We start from the raw sequence: 15,977 nt of genomic DNA, 5'->3' as shown, positions 1-15,977 counted from the left end.
TCGTTATGTGGAAGATCGCCGGAATAGGATTATTGCTGTTGGCCGGACAGGCCTATGGCAGTGAAAACGTCGGCTGCAAGGCCAGGCATCAGGCAGTGACCGAGCAGTTGAGCTTCGCCCGGGCGCACGATAACGCGCAGCAGGTGGCGGGTCTGGAGCAGGCCCTGCGTAACATCGAGACCCATTGCACCGATGCCGGGCTCCTCGAGGAGCAGCAGCGAAAGGTGGCCAAGCAGAAGCAAGAGGTGGAGGAGCGTCTGGCGGATCTGCAGAGCGCCCGGGTCTCGGGCAAGCCGGACAAGATCGCCAAGAAGCAGGCCAAGCTGGAGGCATCCCAGGCCGAGCTGCTGGAGGCCCAGCGCGAGCTTGAGGCGCTGCAGAAGCTGGTCAAGCCCTGAGTGGGCTGTAGCGCAATAGAAAAAGCCGGGCATGCCCGGCTTTTTCTATTTCTGGATGGCCCGCAGGTCCGGCACTACTGCCGGTGCATCAGCACAAACTGGTCCATCAGCTCTTCTTCGGTCTCCACGTGAGCGGGATCCCGGAGGATACAGTCCACAAGGTGCAGACGCCGATGCACATTTTACTGCCTGTGCATCAGCACAAACTTGTCCATCAGCTGCTCTTCGGTCTCCACATGAGCGGGATCCCAGATGATGCAGTCGATAGGACAGACGCTGATGCAGGTGGGCTTCTCATAGTGGCCGACGCACTCGGTGCAGCGATCCGGATCTATCTCGTAGATCTTCTCCCCCAGGCTGATGGCCTGGTTCGGACACTCGGGATCGCACATGTCACAGTTGATGCACTTGTCGGTGATGAGCAGCGCCATCTCAGGCCGCCGAGTGGGGCTGACGGGTGTCCTGACGATCGCCCAGGTTGCGCAGCAGTATGCCGTAGTTGACGTCGATCTCCTTGGGGACGGGCACATAGACCACGTGGCCGTTGCCCGGCGCGGTGTCGATAAGCTCGCCCTTGCGGTTCTGCATCTGCTCCAGGTTGAAGCTGACGTTGCCCTGGGGCGTCATCAGCTCCAGGCTGTTGCCCACCAGGAACTTGTTCTTCACTTCCACTTCCACCATGTCGCCCTGGCGACCGGTGATCTCGCCGACGAACTGCTGGGTGTCGGAAACGGAGTAGCCGTAGTCGTAGTTCTGGTACTCGCTGTGGTTGTGACGGCGCAGGAAGCCCTCGGTGTAGCCACGGTGGGCCAGGTTCTCGAGGGTGCCCATCAGGGTCGGATCGAACGGACGACCGGCGACCGCATCGTCGATGGCCTTGCGATAGACCTGGGCGGTACGGGCGCAGTAGTAGAAGGATTTGGTGCGGCCTTCGATTTTCAGCGAATGCACGCCCATCTTGGTCAGACGCTCCACGTGCTCGACGGCGCGCAGATCCTTGGAGTTCATGATGTAGGTGCCGTGCTCGTCCTCGAACGCCGTCATGTACTCGCCGGGGCGGTTGGACTCTTCCAGCAGCACCAGGGCATCGCTCGGCTTGCCGAGGCCCAGGGTGTTGTCCGGGCGCACGGCGATGGGCTCCTGACGGTGGACTATCTGGCCCACGTCGTCTTCCTTGCCCTCGTGCACCTTGTACTCCCAGCGGCAGGAGTTGGTGCAGGTGCCCTGGTTGGGGTCACGCTTGTTGATGTAGCCGGAGAGCAGGCAGCGGCCCGAGTAGGCCATGCACAGAGCGCCGTGGACGAAGACTTCCAGCTCCATCTCGGGCACCTGCATGCGGATCTCTTCGATCTCGTCGAGCGACAGTTCGCGCGACAGGATGGCGCGGGTCAGGCCCATCTGATGCCAGAACTTCACCGTGGCCCAGTTGACCGCGTTGGCCTGTACCGAGAGGTGAATGGGCATGTCCGGGAAGGCTTCGCGCATCATCATGATGAGACCGGGGTCTGACATGATCAGCGCATCCGGCTTCATGTCCACCACGGGGCGCATGTCGCGGATGAAGGTCTTGAGCTTGGAGTTGTGGGGCTGGATGTTGGCCACCACATAGAACTGCTTGCCCAGGGCATGGGCCTCGTTGATGCCGAGCTGCAGATTCTCGTGATCGAATTCGTTGTTGCGCACCCGCAGGCTGTAGCGCGGCTGGCCCGCATAGACGGCGTCGGCGCCATAGGCATAGGCGTAACGCATATTCTTGAGGGTCCCGGCGGGGGAGAGCAATTCTGGTCTGAACATGTTGGACTCTTTCTGTCTGATTGCAAATCAGGACGGCGCCACCTGATGGCGCCGTATAGGGTCATCGGCATGGTGCGACCGTACTAGACGCACGGCCACCCGATGAGGTACACCCAGAGCACGAGATGACTCGATACTCCTGATAAAAGGGGTGCGAGATTGTACTCGTGACGGCGCCATCATGCAATTTGGCGCTAGGGTGGCGGGCCGGATGCATGTTCATTTTGTGCTCAGATTGGCGATGTTAGGGTAACAGGCACCCGATACGGTCGATTGTTGGGGGGAGAATGGATCTTTTCCGTGAAAAAGCCCCCTCTTCAAGTTGAAATTTTGTCCGACTCGGGAAAGAATGCGCGCTCGGTATTGGCCTCGGGCGAGCGTGACTCGTGACAAGGGACAGACCGAGGATGAACCGGCTTCAGGCCAACAGGTACAGGAAACCATACAGGAATTTTATGAATCCCCTTCGCATTGCCGCTTCGGCCCTTTTTTGCACTCTGACCCTGGTCAGCCAGCAGGCCGCCGCCGTTGAATACGCGCTGCCGGCCGCCAACAGCCGTCTGATCGGTGAGAACCAGGAATACGTGGTGCCCGCGGACAACCGTCCGCTGGAGCAGATCGCCGCCGACTTCCAGCTGGGCCTGACCAACATCATGGAAGCGAACCCGGGCGTCGACCCCTATCTGCCGACGCCGGGCAGCAAGCTGACCATTCCGCATCAGCTGATCCTGCCGAATGCGCCGCGCGAGGGGATCGTCATCAACGTGGCCGAGATGCGTCTCTACTACTACCCGAAAGGCAAGAACGTGGTGCAGGTATTGCCCATCGGCATCGGCCAGCTGGGGGTCAACACCCCGGAGAACTGGATCACCAAGGTGGAGCGCAAGCGCGCCAACCCGACCTGGACTCCGACCGAGAACATCCGTCGCCGCTACGCCGCCCAGGGCAAGATACTGCCTGCGGTCTGGCCGGCTGGTCCGGACAACCCCATGGGCCTGCACGCCCTCTACATCGGCAACCTGTACGCCATCCACGGCACCAACGCCACCTTCGGCATCGGTCTGCGGGTGAGCAGCGGCTGTGTGCGTCTGCGCGCCGATGACATCAAGTACCTGTTCGACAACGTGCCGGTCGGTACCCGCGTCCAGTTCGTCAACCAGCCGGTCAAGACCACGGTCGAGCCGGATGGCGGTCGTTACATGGAAGTGCACGAGCCGCTGTCGCGCACCGAGGAGGAGTTCAACTCCACCGCCTCGGTGCCGCTCCCCATGACCCCGGCCACCACCCGCTTCATCGCGCACATGGACAGCGACTCCAACGTGGTCAAGCAGGTGCTGGAACAGCGTACCGGCATGCCGACCCGCCTCAATCCCGAAGCCTGATCGCTTCTGATTGGTGTCAGGTAACAATAACGGCGACCCCAGGGTCGCCGTTATTGTTTATGCGGCTCAAGGGGCGGGCGGGGCATAGAGGGCCAGCCAGTTGCCTTCGGTATCCTCGATGATGACCCGGGAGCCGTGGCCGCTGCCGATGGAATGCAGGGGTTCGAGCACGCGCCCGCCGAGCCGGGGAACCAGCTGCTCGGCCTCCTGCAGCCTGTCACCCAGAGAGAGATAGATGAGGGGACCGGCGCCACCGGGCTGGTGGTATTTGTCCATGGGGCCGAGACAGGCCGCCGCGTTGCTGCCATCGTAGCGCAGCATGGCAAAGCGCATCTCCTCCTCCTGTATGGGGGTGACCTGCACATCGAGCAGGGCCGAGTAGAAGTCCATGGCGCGATCCAGATCCCGTGTCGGAATGTCGGCCCAGACCAGGGTGTTGTCCATCTTCGTATTCTCCAGCATGTTCCGGCCGATGCGACCGGCGGCTCTTGGAATCAATCTGCGATCTTGCTGCGAGACCGTGATCAAGGCTCATGCGCTGCTCTTTACCTTGCTGACGGTCTCGCGACAGGTCTTGGACTGGTTCTTAGAGGTTAGGAGTGGGGGATGAGAGATGCCATCAATGAAAAAGCGGCACCTGATGGCGCCGCTTTTGGATGGGGAAGATAACCGATTTTCCCGCTAGATACAGTCACTTGCCTGCGACATTCAAGCCACCGAAACGGATGAGGGGGGCATAAAAGCCCTTGCCATCGTTGTGGTGCAGCAGGTTGCCGACCGCTTCCAGCTCCCCGAGCAGACGGTAGAAGTTGCCCGCGACCGTGATGCCGCGCACCGGCTGGACGCGTACACCGTCCCGGCACAGGAACCCTGACGCGCCAAACGAGAAGTCGCCGCTCACCGCATCGGCACCGGAGTGCAGGCCGTCCAGCTTGAGCAGCTCCAGATAGTCGCCGCTCTGCACCTCGCCCTCGCTGTGAGGGCCTGTGCCAAACACCAGGTGGCGGGCGGTCACATCCAGGGCGCTGCGGGCACTGCGGGCCGCCGAGCCATTGCTCGTCACCCCAAAATGGCGGGCGGTGGCGCTGTTGTGCAGCAGGGTCTTCAGCTCCCCTTCGCCAATGAGCAGCAGATCCGAGGTGGCGGCACCCTCGCCATCGAACGCCTTGATGTTCATGCCCCCCGGCATATAGGCCCGGCTCTCCAGGGTGAGCCAGCGGGAGGCCACGCTTTGCCCCAATTTGCCGCGCCAGGGGTTGATCCCCTGCTGGGCCCACTTGCCCGACAGCGCCCCCTGGAAGCAGCCAAACAGGCTGGCAAAGCAGTTGGTGCTGAAGATCACGCTGTAGCGACCGCTTGGCACCGCCTCACCCATCAGCAGGCCGTCGGCCACGGCGTGGATCTGCCGGATGAGGGGCTGGCTCTCCAGCTCGTCGAAGCGCCGTGCGTATTGTCCCTGGTAGTGCATGGACTGGCGCCCCTCCCGCTCGATGAGGGCGGAGCTGTGGCAACCGACGCTGAATTCCTGATGTTCGCAGAACGAGCCCTGGCTGTTGGCGAGCCAGAGGCGGCTCTCCCCTTCGAAGAAGCCGTTGTAGGGGGCGCCGGTCACATCCGGCAGGGCCAGCATGTCCGATTCGAGGCGCAGGGCCAGGGCGATCTTCTCTTCCACCGCCGTGGTGTCGGCCTGGTGTATCTCGGCGCAGTCGGTGGTGAGCCGGCTCTGCTGCACTGTGATGCGCTGATCCGGGTCCACCTTGGCGAAGCGGCTGGCATCCAGCGCATCCTGCACCATGGCATCCAGCGCCGGCTCATCGAGGGACTCGGAATAGGCGATGCCGACCCGGCCCTCCTTGATGAGGCGAATGCCTATCTGCTGGCTGCTGGTGACCTTGTATTCGCCGAGCTCGCCCTTGTCGGCCTTGAGGGAGAAGGCTTTCTCCTGGTTGGCGATGACGTCCGCCTCGGCGCCCAAATCGGCGACCTTGTCCAGCAGGCGTGCAAGCAGTTGGTTCATGTCGAGCTGGCTCATCAGGCGTTCCCTCCCACCAGAATGTTGTCCACTTTGAGGGCCGGTTGGCCCACCGAGGTGGGCACAGAGCCCGAGATGGAGCCGCACATGCCGGCGGCCAGCGCCAGATTGCGTCCCACCATGGAGATCTCTTTCAGCACCTGCGGGCCTGTGCCGATCAGGGTCGCCGACTTGAGGGGCCGGGTTATCTTGCCGTGCTCGATGAGGTAGGCCTCCTGCACGTTGAAGTTGAACTCGCCCGTGCCCGGCTGCACCGAGCCGCCCCCCATCTTCTTGGCGTAGATGCCGTGTTCCACGGTCGCCAGCATCTCCTCCAGGCTGTGGTTGCCCGGCTCGATATAGGTGTTGCGCATGCGCGAGGTGGGAGCGAACTTGTAGGATTCGCGCCGCCCGGAACCGGTGCGGGCATGGCCGGTCTTGATGGCCCCCATTCTGTCCACCAGGAAGCCGGTGAGCACGCCCTCCTTGATGAGCTGGGTGTGCTGGGTCGCCATCCCCTCGTCATCGACGTTGATGGAGCCCCAGGCGTTGCTCTGCAAGCCCTCGTCCACCGCGCTGACCGCCGGATTGGCGATGAGCTGGCCCATCTTGTCGTGGAATACCGAGGCCTTCTTGGCCACCGAGGTGGTCTCCAGCAGGTGGCCGCAGGCCTCGTGGAAGATCACGCCGCCAAAGCCGCTCTCCATGATGACCGGCAGCTTGCCGCTCGGGCAGGGGGCGGCACCCAGCTTCACCAGCGCCTGACGGGTGGCGGTGAGGGCCAGCTCCCGCGGATCGATGCGATCGGCATGCTCCCAGCCCATCAGGGCTCCGGGGGCCTCGTAGCCCACGCTCTGCTCGCCCCCGTCCAGGGCGATGGTCTGGGCCATGATGCGGTTGTAGTGGCGGCGATCTGCCACCTGGAGCCCTTCGCTGTTGAAGATCTCCACCTCCTGCTCCCAGCCCAGCACGTTGCCGGAGAACTGGCTCACCTTGCTGCTCTCGGCGCGGGCCACGGCATCCATGGCGTGCAGGTAGGCGATCTTCTGCTCCAGCAGCTTGTCGGCCGAGAGCGGCAGGGCCACCGGATTGCGATCGGTCAAGCGGGTGAAGTCGAAGGCGGTGGCGGTGACCACGGGGTCACGCCTGTCCTTGGCCGCCAGCAGGGTGACGATGCGCAGCAGCTCCTCGCGGCTGGCGAGGTTGGTGTAGCCGTAGAGCACCTTGTGGCCGTAGCACAGGCGCACGCCTATGCCGAAATCGAGGCCGCCGCTGATGTTCTCTATCTGGCTGGAGAGCAGGCTGAGCTGGCTGCGGCGCTTGCGCTCCACAAACAGCTCGGCGAAGTCGGCACCCAGCGCCAGGGCGTGATCGAGCACGTCGCGGGCTATGGTGGGGGCCAACAGGGAGAATGAGGTCATAGAATTTCCTTTTCTGGTCTGTTTCCTGTTTGCTTCCGACACCCGTTCTGATTGTGTTATGGGGTGTCGGTTGCATTGTTGCAGACCAGCACAAAAAAGTCGCTATAGCGTCATGCGATGATACCGATTGAGAGAATCGGTGCGATAACTGCGACCGGCAGCCAGGGTGGCTGGCTGCCGGCAGGGGAGATCAACGTCGCTTTCGAAGAGCGATAAGGGAGCCGAACCGTCGATGCTATTTGGTACCACTTGGCGGGATCACAGCAGCTCGTGGATCTCATTCAGGATCTGATCGACCCACTGCTCGATGCGGGATTCGGTCTGGTCGTACTGGTTGGCGTCGTCGAGGGCCAGGCCGACGAAGTGACGGCCATCGTCGATCAGCGCCTTGGAGGCATCGAACTCGTACCCTTCGTTGGGCCAGTAACCTACCAGCCTGACCCCCTTGGGTACCAGCTGATCGTGCAGCAGGCCGAGGGCATCCTGATACCACTCGCCGTACCCCAGCTGATCGCCCATGCCGAACAGGGCGATGATGCGCCCTTCCAGAGGCACATCCTTGATGTCTTCCCAGCGGGATTCCCAGTCTTCCTGCAGCTCGCCGAAGTCCCAGGTGGAGATGCCGAGGATCAGGATGTCGTACTCCTGCATGCGGGCCAGGGGCACGTCCTTGATGTTGTGGAGATCAACCAGCTCGGGGCCAATGAGGGCGCGGATCTTCTCGGCGGCCATCTCGGTGTAGCAGGTGGTGGAGCCGTAAAACAAACCTATCTTCATCGCTCTTCTCTTGATCGCAGTAGGCAAGGGGGTGTCGGGCAACCATGGGGTCGGACCGCCCGAGTGAGGGCGCCAGTCTAGCAGATTGCCCCTCGCGCTTCACCGCCTGGTGTGCCTGCTCCTGGTGTATGCGCCGGCCTGGCAGGCTACAATGGGCCACCGTTTGCCCAAGACCGACACCCAATGACCAAGCCTGCCCCTGCCGTGCACAACCATCCCCTGATCGAGCCCTTCCTCGATGCCCTCTGGCTGGAGCGGGGGCTGTCCGACAATACGGTCAGCTCCTATCGCACGGATCTGGAAAAGTTTGCCCTCTGGCTCGATGGTCAGGGTGGCTCCCTGCTGCTGGCGGGGATGGATGACATCCAGCACTACCTCGCCTGGCGGGTGGACAAGCAGTTTGCGGCGAGCAGCACGGCCCGCTTCCTCTCGGCCCTGCGCCGCTTCTATCAGTATCTCAATCGGGAAAAATTGCGTAGTGACGACCCGACAGTGCTGCTGGAGGGGCCCAAGCTGCCCAAGAAGCTGCCCTCGGATCTCAGCGAGGCCGAGGTGGATGCGCTGCTCACGGCGCCCCTGGTGGACGATCCGCTGGAGCTGCGGGACAAGGCGATGCTCGAGTTGCTCTATGCCACCGGGCTGCGGGTCTCCGAGCTGGTGGGGCTCACTGCCGAGCATGTCAGCCTGCGCCAGGGGCTGGTGCGGGTGGTGGGCAAGGGCAACAAGGAGCGGCTGGTGCCCATGGGGGAGGAGGCGGTGTACTGGCTGGAGCGCTACTACAGAGAGGGGCGTACCCTGCTGCTGGGGGGCACCAGCTCGGACGTGGTCTTCCCCTCCAAGCAGGCCAGGATGATGACCCGCCAGACCTTCTGGCATCGCATCAAGCTCTATGCCCAGCGGGCGGGGATCAGGGGGGAACTCTCCCCCCACACCCTGCGCCACGCCTTCGCCACCCATCTGCTCAACCACGGCGCCGATCTGCGGGTAGTGCAGATGCTGCTGGGGCACGCGGATCTCTCCACCACCCAGATCTACACCCACGTGGCCAACGAGCGGCTCAAGGCGCTCCATGGGGAGCACCATCCTCGGGCCTGATCCGTGCCGCCGCCAATAAAAAACCGCCAGATGGCGGTTTTTTCATCACTGCACGACAGGAGATGGCGTCTATTTCCCCTGCTGGGATTTGAGCAAGTCGCGGATTTCGGTCAGCAACTCCTGATCCTTGGTGGGGCCGGCCGGGGCGGCGGCCTCTTCCTGCTTCTTTTTCAGGGTGTTGATGGCCTTGAGCCCCATGAAGATGGCGAAGGAGATGATCAGGAAGTCGATGATGGTCTGGATGAACTTGCCGTAGGCGATGACCACGGCAGGGATGTCACCTTCGGCGGCCTTCAGGGTGACTGCCAGATCGCTGAAGTCCACCCCCCCCAGGATGAGGCCGATGGGCGGCATGATGACGTCACCCACGAAGGAGGAGACTATCTTGCCGAAGGCGGCACCTATGATGATACCGACCGCCATGTCGATGACGTTGCCTCTGGCTGCAAAGGCCTTGAACTCTTGAATCAGACTCATTTTTCCCCCTAAAAATGGACGGCGTGAGGTCAGGCCGCACGTCGAATCTGGATAATAAAACATCAATAAAACAGAGGGATGACCATGATGTCTCCCGTCCTCCTGATTAGCTTGCGGGGCTCAAGCCCGATTGGCAACCTGTCAGATCGGGATTTTTTTGCGATCCACTCTATTAATCAATCGCTAATTAAGAGGTTGGGACAAGGATGTGCACTGAGTTACCTTATGAATCCATTCAATCATGCCAGGTGAGTCATCAAGTGCGATATTTACTGCTGGGAATGATGCTGCTGTGCACCTTTGCTGCCAGCGCGGGGATGGATCCCCAGCTGTTGAAACAGACCATAGGGCAGCGCCTCGGGGTGCAGGTCTTCCTGGTGGACGAGACCCCGGTGCCCGGGCTCTATCTGCTGGGCACAGCCCAGGGGCTGCTCTATAGCGATGCCAGGGGAAACTATGTGCTGCAGGGCTCCATGCTGGATCTGGCCCACGACATGCAAAACCTCACTCGCCTCAGCCAGCAGCAGCAACGCCGGCTGGCGCTGGCGCAGGTAGGCGAGGCGCGACTCTGGCTCAAGGCGCCGAACGAGCGCTATCAGGTGACCCTGTTTACCGATCTCGGCTGTCGCCGCTGTCACGCCGTGCTGGACGAGCTGCCCCAGTTGCAGGCCAGGGGGGTGAGCGTGCAGTTGCTGCCCCTGGCTGCCCCCTTCGCCGAACTGGCCGAGACGCAGGCGCTCTGGTGCGATCCCGCGCTGCTGGGTGAACTCAGCCTCAGTGATCGTTTGCCTGCGGCCGGATGTAATGAGATCCTTGCCCATCATATCGGCCTGAGCCAGTGGCTCGGGATCAAGGCGTCACCGAGCTGGGTCCTGCCAAACGGGGATCTGGTGCGGGGATATCAGAGCCCCGAACAACTGCTCAAGATACTGGATCACATCAATGCCCCTGCAAATCCGTCGTCGTCCGCGAGTTGATGATTCCCATCTGCCCGCCACCCTGCACCCCCTGCTTCGCCAAATCTTCGCCAGCCGCGGGGTGGAAGATCCCGCCCTGCTGGAGCGCAGCGCCAGCCAGCTGCTGCCGCCCCAGCGCCTGTTCGGTATGGAGCAGGCGGTGCCCCTGCTGGCGGATGCCCTGACGGCGCAGCAGCGCATCCTCATCGTCGGCGACTTCGACTGCGACGGCGCCACCAGCTCGGCCCTGTGCGTGCTGGCCCTGCGGGCCATGGGGGGACGCCACATCGATTTTCTGGTGCCCAACCGCTTCGAGTTCGGCTACGGCCTCACCCCCGAAATCGTCGAGCTGGCGGTGGCCAGGGGCGCCGAGTTTCTCATCACGGTGGACAACGGCATCTCCAGCATTGCCGGGGTGGCGGCGGCCAAGGCGGCCGGGATGCGGGTACTGGTTACCGATCACCACCTGCCGGGCCAGGAGCTGCCTGATGCCGATGCGATAGTGAACCCCAACCAGCATGGCTGCGATTTTCCCTCCAAGTCTCTGGCCGGGGTCGGGGTGGCCTTCTATCTGATGGCGGCCCTCAACACCCACCTGCGTCAGTGCGGCTGGTATGAGCGCCAGGGCATTCGTGCCCCCAACGTGGCGGATTATCTGGATCTGGTGGCCCTCGGCACTGTCGCCGACGTGGTGGCGCTGGATGGCAACAACCGCATCCTGGTGCATCAGGGCTTGCAGCGGATCCGGGCCGGTCGTTGCCGCCCCGGCATCCAGGCGCTGGTGGATGTCTCCGGCCGCGACGGTCGCCGCCTGTGCGCAGCCGATCTCGGCTTTGCCCTGGGGCCCCGCCTCAATGCGGTGGGTCGCCTGGATGACATGTCCCTCGGGGTCGCCTGTCTGCTCAGCGATGACATCAACCTGGCGCGCCAGCTTGCGGCCGAGATGGACAGCCTCAACCAGGAGCGCAAGGAGATAGAGCAGGGGATGCAGCAGGAGGCCCTCGCCACCCTGGAGCAGATCCGTTTTCGTGATGGTGAAGTCCCCTCCGGCATAGTGCTGCACAGGGACGAGTGGCATCAGGGGGTGGTGGGGCTGGTGGCCTCCAAGATCAAGGAGAAGTACTACAGACCCGTGATCGCGTTTGCCGAGAGTAGCGACACCGAGCTCAAGGGCTCGGGCCGCTCCATCCCCGGAGTACATCTGCGCGATGCCCTCGAGCTGCTCGATACCCGCCATCCTGGCCTGATGGGCAAGTTTGGCGGCCACGCCATGGCGGCCGGGCTGACCCTGCCCAAGGCCAATATAGAGGCGTTCGGTCGCGCATTTGAGGCGGTGATCGGCGAACTGGTGACCCCTGAGCTGCTGACCGGGGTGCTGCTTACCGATGGCGAGCTGCTGCCGGACGAGCTCAGCCTGGAGCTGGCGGAGCTCATCCGCGCCTCCGGCCCCTGGGGCCAGGCCTTCCCCGAGCCGCTGTTCGACGGCGAGTTCGTGCTGGTGGCGCAGCGGCTGGTGGGGGAGAAGCACCTCAAGATGATGCTGACCACGGATTCCGGCCATGCGGTGGATGCCATCGCCTTCGGGGTGGATCTCAAGCGCTGGCCCGATGCCTCGGTGAAACGGGTGCGGCTGGTCTACCGGCTCGATGTCAACGAGTGGCGCGGCAACCGCAGCGTCCAGCTGCTGGTGGAGCATCTGGAGGCCGCCGGTCTCTGAGCCGGCGGCGACTCCACCCTGTCGATGACAACGGCCACCCTGGGGTGGCCGTTTTTGTTGCCGGAGCGGCTATGCCCTCACCGAATGGGGCTCAAGTGTCGAGGATGGGAGTCGTTCCCCGCGGTTTTCATTGAGGGCGTTAAATGCCTTCTTTGCGGAGAAACCAGGTTGTTTGTATCGAATTTTCCAGGTTAGTGGATGCCAAAATTCAATATGAAGGGGAATTGTGATATATTCGGCCCCGTTCAACCCCTTGCCTTTTCAAGGAGCCCGTCCCTTGCCACCTCTTGGCCGATCATTGCGCTGGCCGATGGCGCTCGCCGTTGCCTGCCTGCTGTGGCTTGCCGCCTCTGCCGCGGCAGGGCCAGGTGCGCCCGCGCTGTCGACCCAGGGGACATCGACATCCTCGATGCAGCTGCACGAGCCTCCCGCATCGGAGTTGGCCGACAGCGTCAGCCTGCCTCCCGCCTCCCAGTGGCGGCTCAGCGCCGAGCAGGGGCGGCGGCTGGAAGGGACCAGGGACCCGGATCTCTACCAGATGCTGCTGGCCTGGTTCCAGCACGAGATCCTCGGCCTGCTCTGCGGCCTGCTGTTTTTCCTGCCCCTCATCAATCTCAGGCAATGGCCGAACTGCCTTGGTCATCTGCACCAGCGGCAACTGCTCTGCCACCACCTGCAATTTCGCTTCTGCCAGGGCGACTAGCACTGCTCGCCTCGCCGGGCGCACGCCGACGCCGTCTCTGCCGCTGATCCCTTTTTGTTGATCCGCCGACCCCGTCGTCTGCGATCGCGCCCGTGCTGACTGTCATCCGGTTTCTGCCGCTGGCCCCTGGCCAGGGGCGGACTCTCTCTTTGCACAATCTCGTGGTGAGCTGCCTTCATGGACTATTACGTCAATTTGTTTATTCAGTCGATCTTTGTGGAAAACCTGGCCCTGGCCTTCTTTCTCGGCATGTGTACCTTCCTCGCGGTGTCGAAGAACATCAACACCGCCTTCGGCCTTGGCATGACGGTGCTGGTGGTCATGGTGATCGCCATCCCCCTCAACAACCTGATCTACCGCCATATACTGCGCCTGGACAGCACCTTCCTCGGGGAGTTTGACCTCAGCTTTCTCGATTTCATCATCTACATAGGCGTGCTGGCGGCCCTGGTGCAGGTGATGGAGATGGTGCTGGACAAGCATTTCCCGGCGCTCCATCAGGCCCTGGGCATCTATCTGCCGCTGCTGACGGTGCACTGCGCCATCTTCGGCGGTGTGATGTTCATGGCGCAGCGGGACTACGACTTCATCGAATCCGTGGTCTACGGGGCTGGCTCCGGGCTCGGCTGGCTGCTGGCCATCGTCGCCATCGCCGGCCTGCGCCAGAAGATGAAGTATTCGGACGTGCCAGAGGGATTGAGGGGCATAGGCATCACCTTCATAGTGGCGGGGCTGATGTCGCTCGGCTTCATGTCGTTTTCCGGGATCTCGCTGTGAGCGTCGGCTCGCCATGGCATGACGGAAGAGGGTTGATGACGAGGGCCATCAACCCAGCGTCTTGGCCATGTTGTAGCCCGTGATGTGAAAGCCTACCTCTTCGTAGAGCGCCCTGGCCCTGGGGTTGTCATGGGCGACCCTCAGCTTGATCTGGCTGACGCCAAGACACTTCAATTCGGCCTCCAGCACCGCCATGGCGGCCTTGCCATATCCCAGTCCGCGATGGGTCGGGAATATGTAGAAGTCATAGATGAAGGTGGTGCGGGCGGCGCTGTCGATGCTGTGCCAGAGATAGCCGGCGATGGCCGTCGTCGGTGCGACGGCGCCCCCGACATTGTCATTCACAGGGAGGATGCAGAGCAGGCTCTGGCCTGGCGTGGCGGCCCCTTGGGGCAGGTGTTGCAGCAAGGAGGCCTCGGCCTGTTGGCGGGCATCGGCCAGGGTCAGCCCGTGATTGCTGGCAAGATCCTGGGCGTAGTCGTCGATGAAGTAGTCGCGATAGGCGGGGAATGCCGCCTCATCCATGGGGATCAGCCGAACGATAGGGGTTGGCATCTGAGTGTCACTCAAGGGAAGGGAGTCGTCACCTTAACCCCGGGGCCGGGAATTAGCCAAGGGATTGGCCGGGCGTGTCGAGTCAGACAGGTTCAACAAGAAGAGCGCCCTTGGGCGCTCTTCTTTTAGCAGGAGAGGTTATTTGACCCCTCTTTCGGGGGAGGTTATTTGACCTCTTCGCCCTTGGCTTGCAGATCCGCGTGGTAGGAGGAGCGCACGAAGGGGCCGCAGGCGGCGTGGGAGAAGCCGAGACCCATGGCGACGTCTTTCAGCTCGTCGAACTCTGCGGGCGGCACGTAGCGCTTCACCGGCAGGTGGTGACGGCTAGGCTGCAGGTACTGGCCCAGGGTCAGCATGTTGACGCCGTGCTCGCGCAAGTCCTTGAGCACCTGGACAATCTCTTCGTTGGTCTCGCCCAGACCCATCATGACGCCGGACTTGGTCGGCACATGGGGGTGCATCTCCTTGATGCGGCGCAGCAGCTCCAGCGACCACTTGTAGTCGGCACCCGGGCGGGCGACCCGGTACATGCGCGGGGCGGTTTCTAGGTTGTGGTTGAACACGTCAGGGGGCGTCTCGCGGAACACCTCCAGCGCCTGCTCCATCCGGCCGCGGAAGTCCGGGGTCAGGATCTCGATGCGGGTCTGCGGGCTGTGCTCGCGGATCTGCTTGATGCAGTCGGCGAAGTGCTGGGCACCGCCGTCCCGCAGATCGTCGCGGTCCACCGAGGTGATGACCACGTATTTCAGCCCCATCTCCTTGATGGTGAGCGCCAGCTTCTTCGGCTCTTCGGGATCCAGCGCCAACGGGCGGCCGTGGGCCACGTCGCAGAAGGGGCAGCGGCGGGTGCAGATGGCGCCCATGATCATGAAGGTGGCCGTGCCGTGGTTGAAGCACTCCGCCAGGTTGGGGCAGGAGGCCTCTTCACAGACCGAGTGCAGCTTGTTCTTGCGCAGGGTGCTCTTGATGTGCTCGATCTTCTGGCTCGACGGCGGCAGCTTGATCCGCATCCAGTCCGGCTTGCGCAGCACTTCCTCGTTGGGATCCGGCATGAATTTCACCGGGATCAGGGCCATCTTGTCGCCATCGCGCAGCTTGACGCCCGGCTCCATACGAACGGGTTTGCTCATGATTCACTCTCGGTGTTTGTTATTGTCTGATTGGTAGCCATCAGGGTCTGCTCAGAGCCCTCATGGTTGCACGGCATGGGGTTGCTCATGCGGCTTCTTCGCTATTGATGATCGTTTGGTAGCCAATCAGGCGGGCCAGTTCGGCCACCAGAATGGATTGCGCCTCGGCCACGCTCTGCGGGCCGCCCAGGGCGCTGGTCTGGGTCATGGCCATGCCCGCATAACCGCACGGATTGATGCGCAGGAAGGGGGTCATGTCCATGTTGATATTGAGGGCCAGTCCGTGGAAGGAGCAGCCCTTGCGGATGCGCAGTCCCAGTGAGGCGAGCTTGGCCTCCATGCCGAGGTCATTCTTCACGTAGACCCCGGGGGCATCGGCCTTGGCATAGGCCTGGATGTCGCTTCTGGCCAGGGTGTTGATGATGGCGGTTTCCAGGCAGGTCACCAGCTCGCGCACCGAAAGCTTGCTGCGGCGCACGTCCACCAGCACATAGAGCACCAGCTGGCCGGGACCGTGATAGGTCACCTGGCCGCCGCGATCGCTCTGCACCACGGGGATGTCACCGGGGGCGAGCAGATGTTCGGCCTTGCCGGCCTGGCCCTGGGTGTAGACGGGATCGTGCTCCACCACCCAGAACTCGTCGGGGGTCTCGCTGGTGCGGTTGTCGGTGAAGGCCTTCATGGCGTCCCACACCGGCTGGTAGGGGCGACGGCCCAACTGTCTGACTAACAGCCGTGGCTGGGCGGGGATCTGTGATGACATCTTTCCTCACTGACTGGCGCT

At 62.8% G+C, this 15,977-nt stretch carries 17 protein-coding genes; 7 read left to right on the top strand and 10 right to left on the bottom strand.

What is annotated here, in order from left to right:
* The first annotated feature begins 5 nt into the window (after positions 1–5).
* Positions 6–398 (top strand): DUF1090 domain-containing protein, encoded by a 393-nt coding sequence (locus tag AC1IN8_RS06010; protein WP_202046523.1) that lies wholly within the window; start codon positions 6–8, stop codon positions 396–398.
* Between the two features lie 182 nt (positions 399–580).
* On the opposite strand, the gene AC1IN8_RS06005 is transcribed toward AC1IN8_RS06010, so the two are convergent.
* Both AC1IN8_RS06005 and trhP read right to left on the bottom strand, forming a co-directional pair.
* Positions 581–829: a YfhL family 4Fe-4S dicluster ferredoxin gene (locus tag AC1IN8_RS06005; protein WP_005326658.1), complete on the bottom strand. Its 249-nt coding sequence runs from the start codon at positions 827–829 to the stop codon at positions 581–583.
* 1 nt (position 830) lies between these two features.
* Complete coding sequence (trhP, locus tag AC1IN8_RS06000) at positions 831–2,192, bottom strand: prephenate-dependent tRNA uridine(34) hydroxylase TrhP (RefSeq protein ID WP_041205198.1); 1,362 nt, start codon at positions 2,190–2,192, stop codon at positions 831–833.
* A gap of 455 nt (positions 2,193–2,647) precedes the next feature.
* Between trhP and AC1IN8_RS05995 the strand changes: the two genes are divergently transcribed.
* Positions 2,648–3,574 (top strand): L,D-transpeptidase family protein, encoded by a 927-nt coding sequence (locus AC1IN8_RS05995; RefSeq protein ID WP_479758363.1) that lies wholly within the window; start codon positions 2,648–2,650, stop codon positions 3,572–3,574.
* Between the two features lie 66 nt (positions 3,575–3,640).
* On the opposite strand, the gene AC1IN8_RS05990 is transcribed toward AC1IN8_RS05995, so the two are convergent.
* The 4 genes from AC1IN8_RS05990 to fldB all read right to left on the bottom strand — a co-directional run bounded on the left by AC1IN8_RS05990 (position 3,641) and on the right by fldB (position 7,783).
* Complete coding sequence (locus AC1IN8_RS05990; protein WP_162519240.1) at positions 3,641–4,036, bottom strand: VOC family protein; 396 nt, start codon at positions 4,034–4,036, stop codon at positions 3,641–3,643.
* A gap of 229 nt (positions 4,037–4,265) precedes the next feature.
* Positions 4,266–5,606: a TldD/PmbA family protein gene (locus AC1IN8_RS05985; RefSeq protein ID WP_479758362.1), complete on the bottom strand. Its 1,341-nt coding sequence runs from the start codon at positions 5,604–5,606 to the stop codon at positions 4,266–4,268.
* Entirely contained in the window at positions 5,606–7,006 is a 1,401-nt protein-coding gene (locus tag AC1IN8_RS05980; protein WP_429160325.1) for a TldD/PmbA family protein, read from the bottom strand. Before AC1IN8_RS05980 ends, AC1IN8_RS05985 begins: the two co-directional genes overlap by 1 nt.
* 258 nt (positions 7,007–7,264) lie before the next feature.
* Positions 7,265–7,783, bottom strand: coding sequence for a flavodoxin FldB (fldB, locus tag AC1IN8_RS05975; protein ID WP_025326077.1), 519 nt, complete (start codon positions 7,781–7,783; stop codon positions 7,265–7,267).
* Positions 7,784–7,966: 183 nt separating this feature from the next.
* Between fldB and xerD the strand changes: the two genes are divergently transcribed.
* Complete coding sequence (gene xerD / locus AC1IN8_RS05970; RefSeq protein WP_139437365.1) at positions 7,967–8,878, top strand: site-specific tyrosine recombinase XerD; 912 nt, start codon at positions 7,967–7,969, stop codon at positions 8,876–8,878.
* A 69-nt stretch (positions 8,879–8,947) separates the two neighbouring features.
* On the opposite strand, the gene mscL is transcribed toward xerD, so the two are convergent.
* On the bottom strand, positions 8,948–9,355 hold the full coding sequence (mscL, locus tag AC1IN8_RS05965; RefSeq protein ID WP_139437368.1) for a large-conductance mechanosensitive channel protein MscL: 408 nt from the start codon (positions 9,353–9,355) through the stop codon (positions 8,948–8,950).
* Between the two features lie 260 nt (positions 9,356–9,615).
* On the opposite strand from mscL, the gene AC1IN8_RS05960 reads away from it, so the two are divergent.
* The 4 genes from AC1IN8_RS05960 to nqrE all read left to right on the top strand — a co-directional run bounded on the left by AC1IN8_RS05960 (position 9,616) and on the right by nqrE (position 13,508).
* Entirely contained in the window at positions 9,616–10,332 is a 717-nt protein-coding gene (locus AC1IN8_RS05960) for a disulfide isomerase DsbC N-terminal domain-containing protein (RefSeq protein ID WP_479758361.1), read from the top strand.
* Positions 10,298–12,028, top strand: a complete 1,731-nt coding sequence (gene recJ, locus AC1IN8_RS05955; RefSeq protein ID WP_479758360.1) for a single-stranded-DNA-specific exonuclease RecJ — start codon at positions 10,298–10,300, stop codon at positions 12,026–12,028. The genes AC1IN8_RS05960 and recJ overlap by 35 nt, the downstream gene beginning before the upstream one ends.
* 277 nt (positions 12,029–12,305) lie before the next feature.
* Positions 12,306–12,731: a hypothetical protein gene (locus tag AC1IN8_RS05950; RefSeq protein ID WP_479758359.1), complete on the top strand. Its 426-nt coding sequence runs from the start codon at positions 12,306–12,308 to the stop codon at positions 12,729–12,731.
* A 177-nt stretch (positions 12,732–12,908) separates the two neighbouring features.
* On the top strand, positions 12,909–13,508 hold the full coding sequence (nqrE, locus tag AC1IN8_RS05945; RefSeq protein ID WP_479758358.1) for an NADH:ubiquinone reductase (Na(+)-transporting) subunit E: 600 nt from the start codon (positions 12,909–12,911) through the stop codon (positions 13,506–13,508).
* 48 nt (positions 13,509–13,556) lie between these two features.
* Here nqrE and AC1IN8_RS05940 read toward each other — a convergent pair whose 3' ends face one another.
* From AC1IN8_RS05940 to lipB, 3 genes are all read right to left on the bottom strand, one after another.
* Positions 13,557–14,063: a GNAT family N-acetyltransferase gene (locus AC1IN8_RS05940; RefSeq protein ID WP_479758357.1), complete on the bottom strand. Its 507-nt coding sequence runs from the start codon at positions 14,061–14,063 to the stop codon at positions 13,557–13,559.
* A gap of 164 nt (positions 14,064–14,227) precedes the next feature.
* Complete coding sequence (lipA, locus tag AC1IN8_RS05935; RefSeq protein ID WP_025326085.1) at positions 14,228–15,193, bottom strand: lipoyl synthase; 966 nt, start codon at positions 15,191–15,193, stop codon at positions 14,228–14,230.
* Positions 15,194–15,278: 85 nt separating this feature from the next.
* Positions 15,279–15,956, bottom strand: a complete 678-nt coding sequence (gene lipB, locus AC1IN8_RS05930) for a lipoyl(octanoyl) transferase LipB (RefSeq protein WP_139434106.1) — start codon at positions 15,954–15,956, stop codon at positions 15,279–15,281.
* Between the last annotated feature and the right edge of the window lie 21 nt (positions 15,957–15,977).

It is taken from the genome of Aeromonas sp. 130281, from assembly GCF_056642115.1.
Note: the sequence above shows the minus strand (reverse complement) of the source record. Positions and strands in the feature narration are given on the sequence as shown.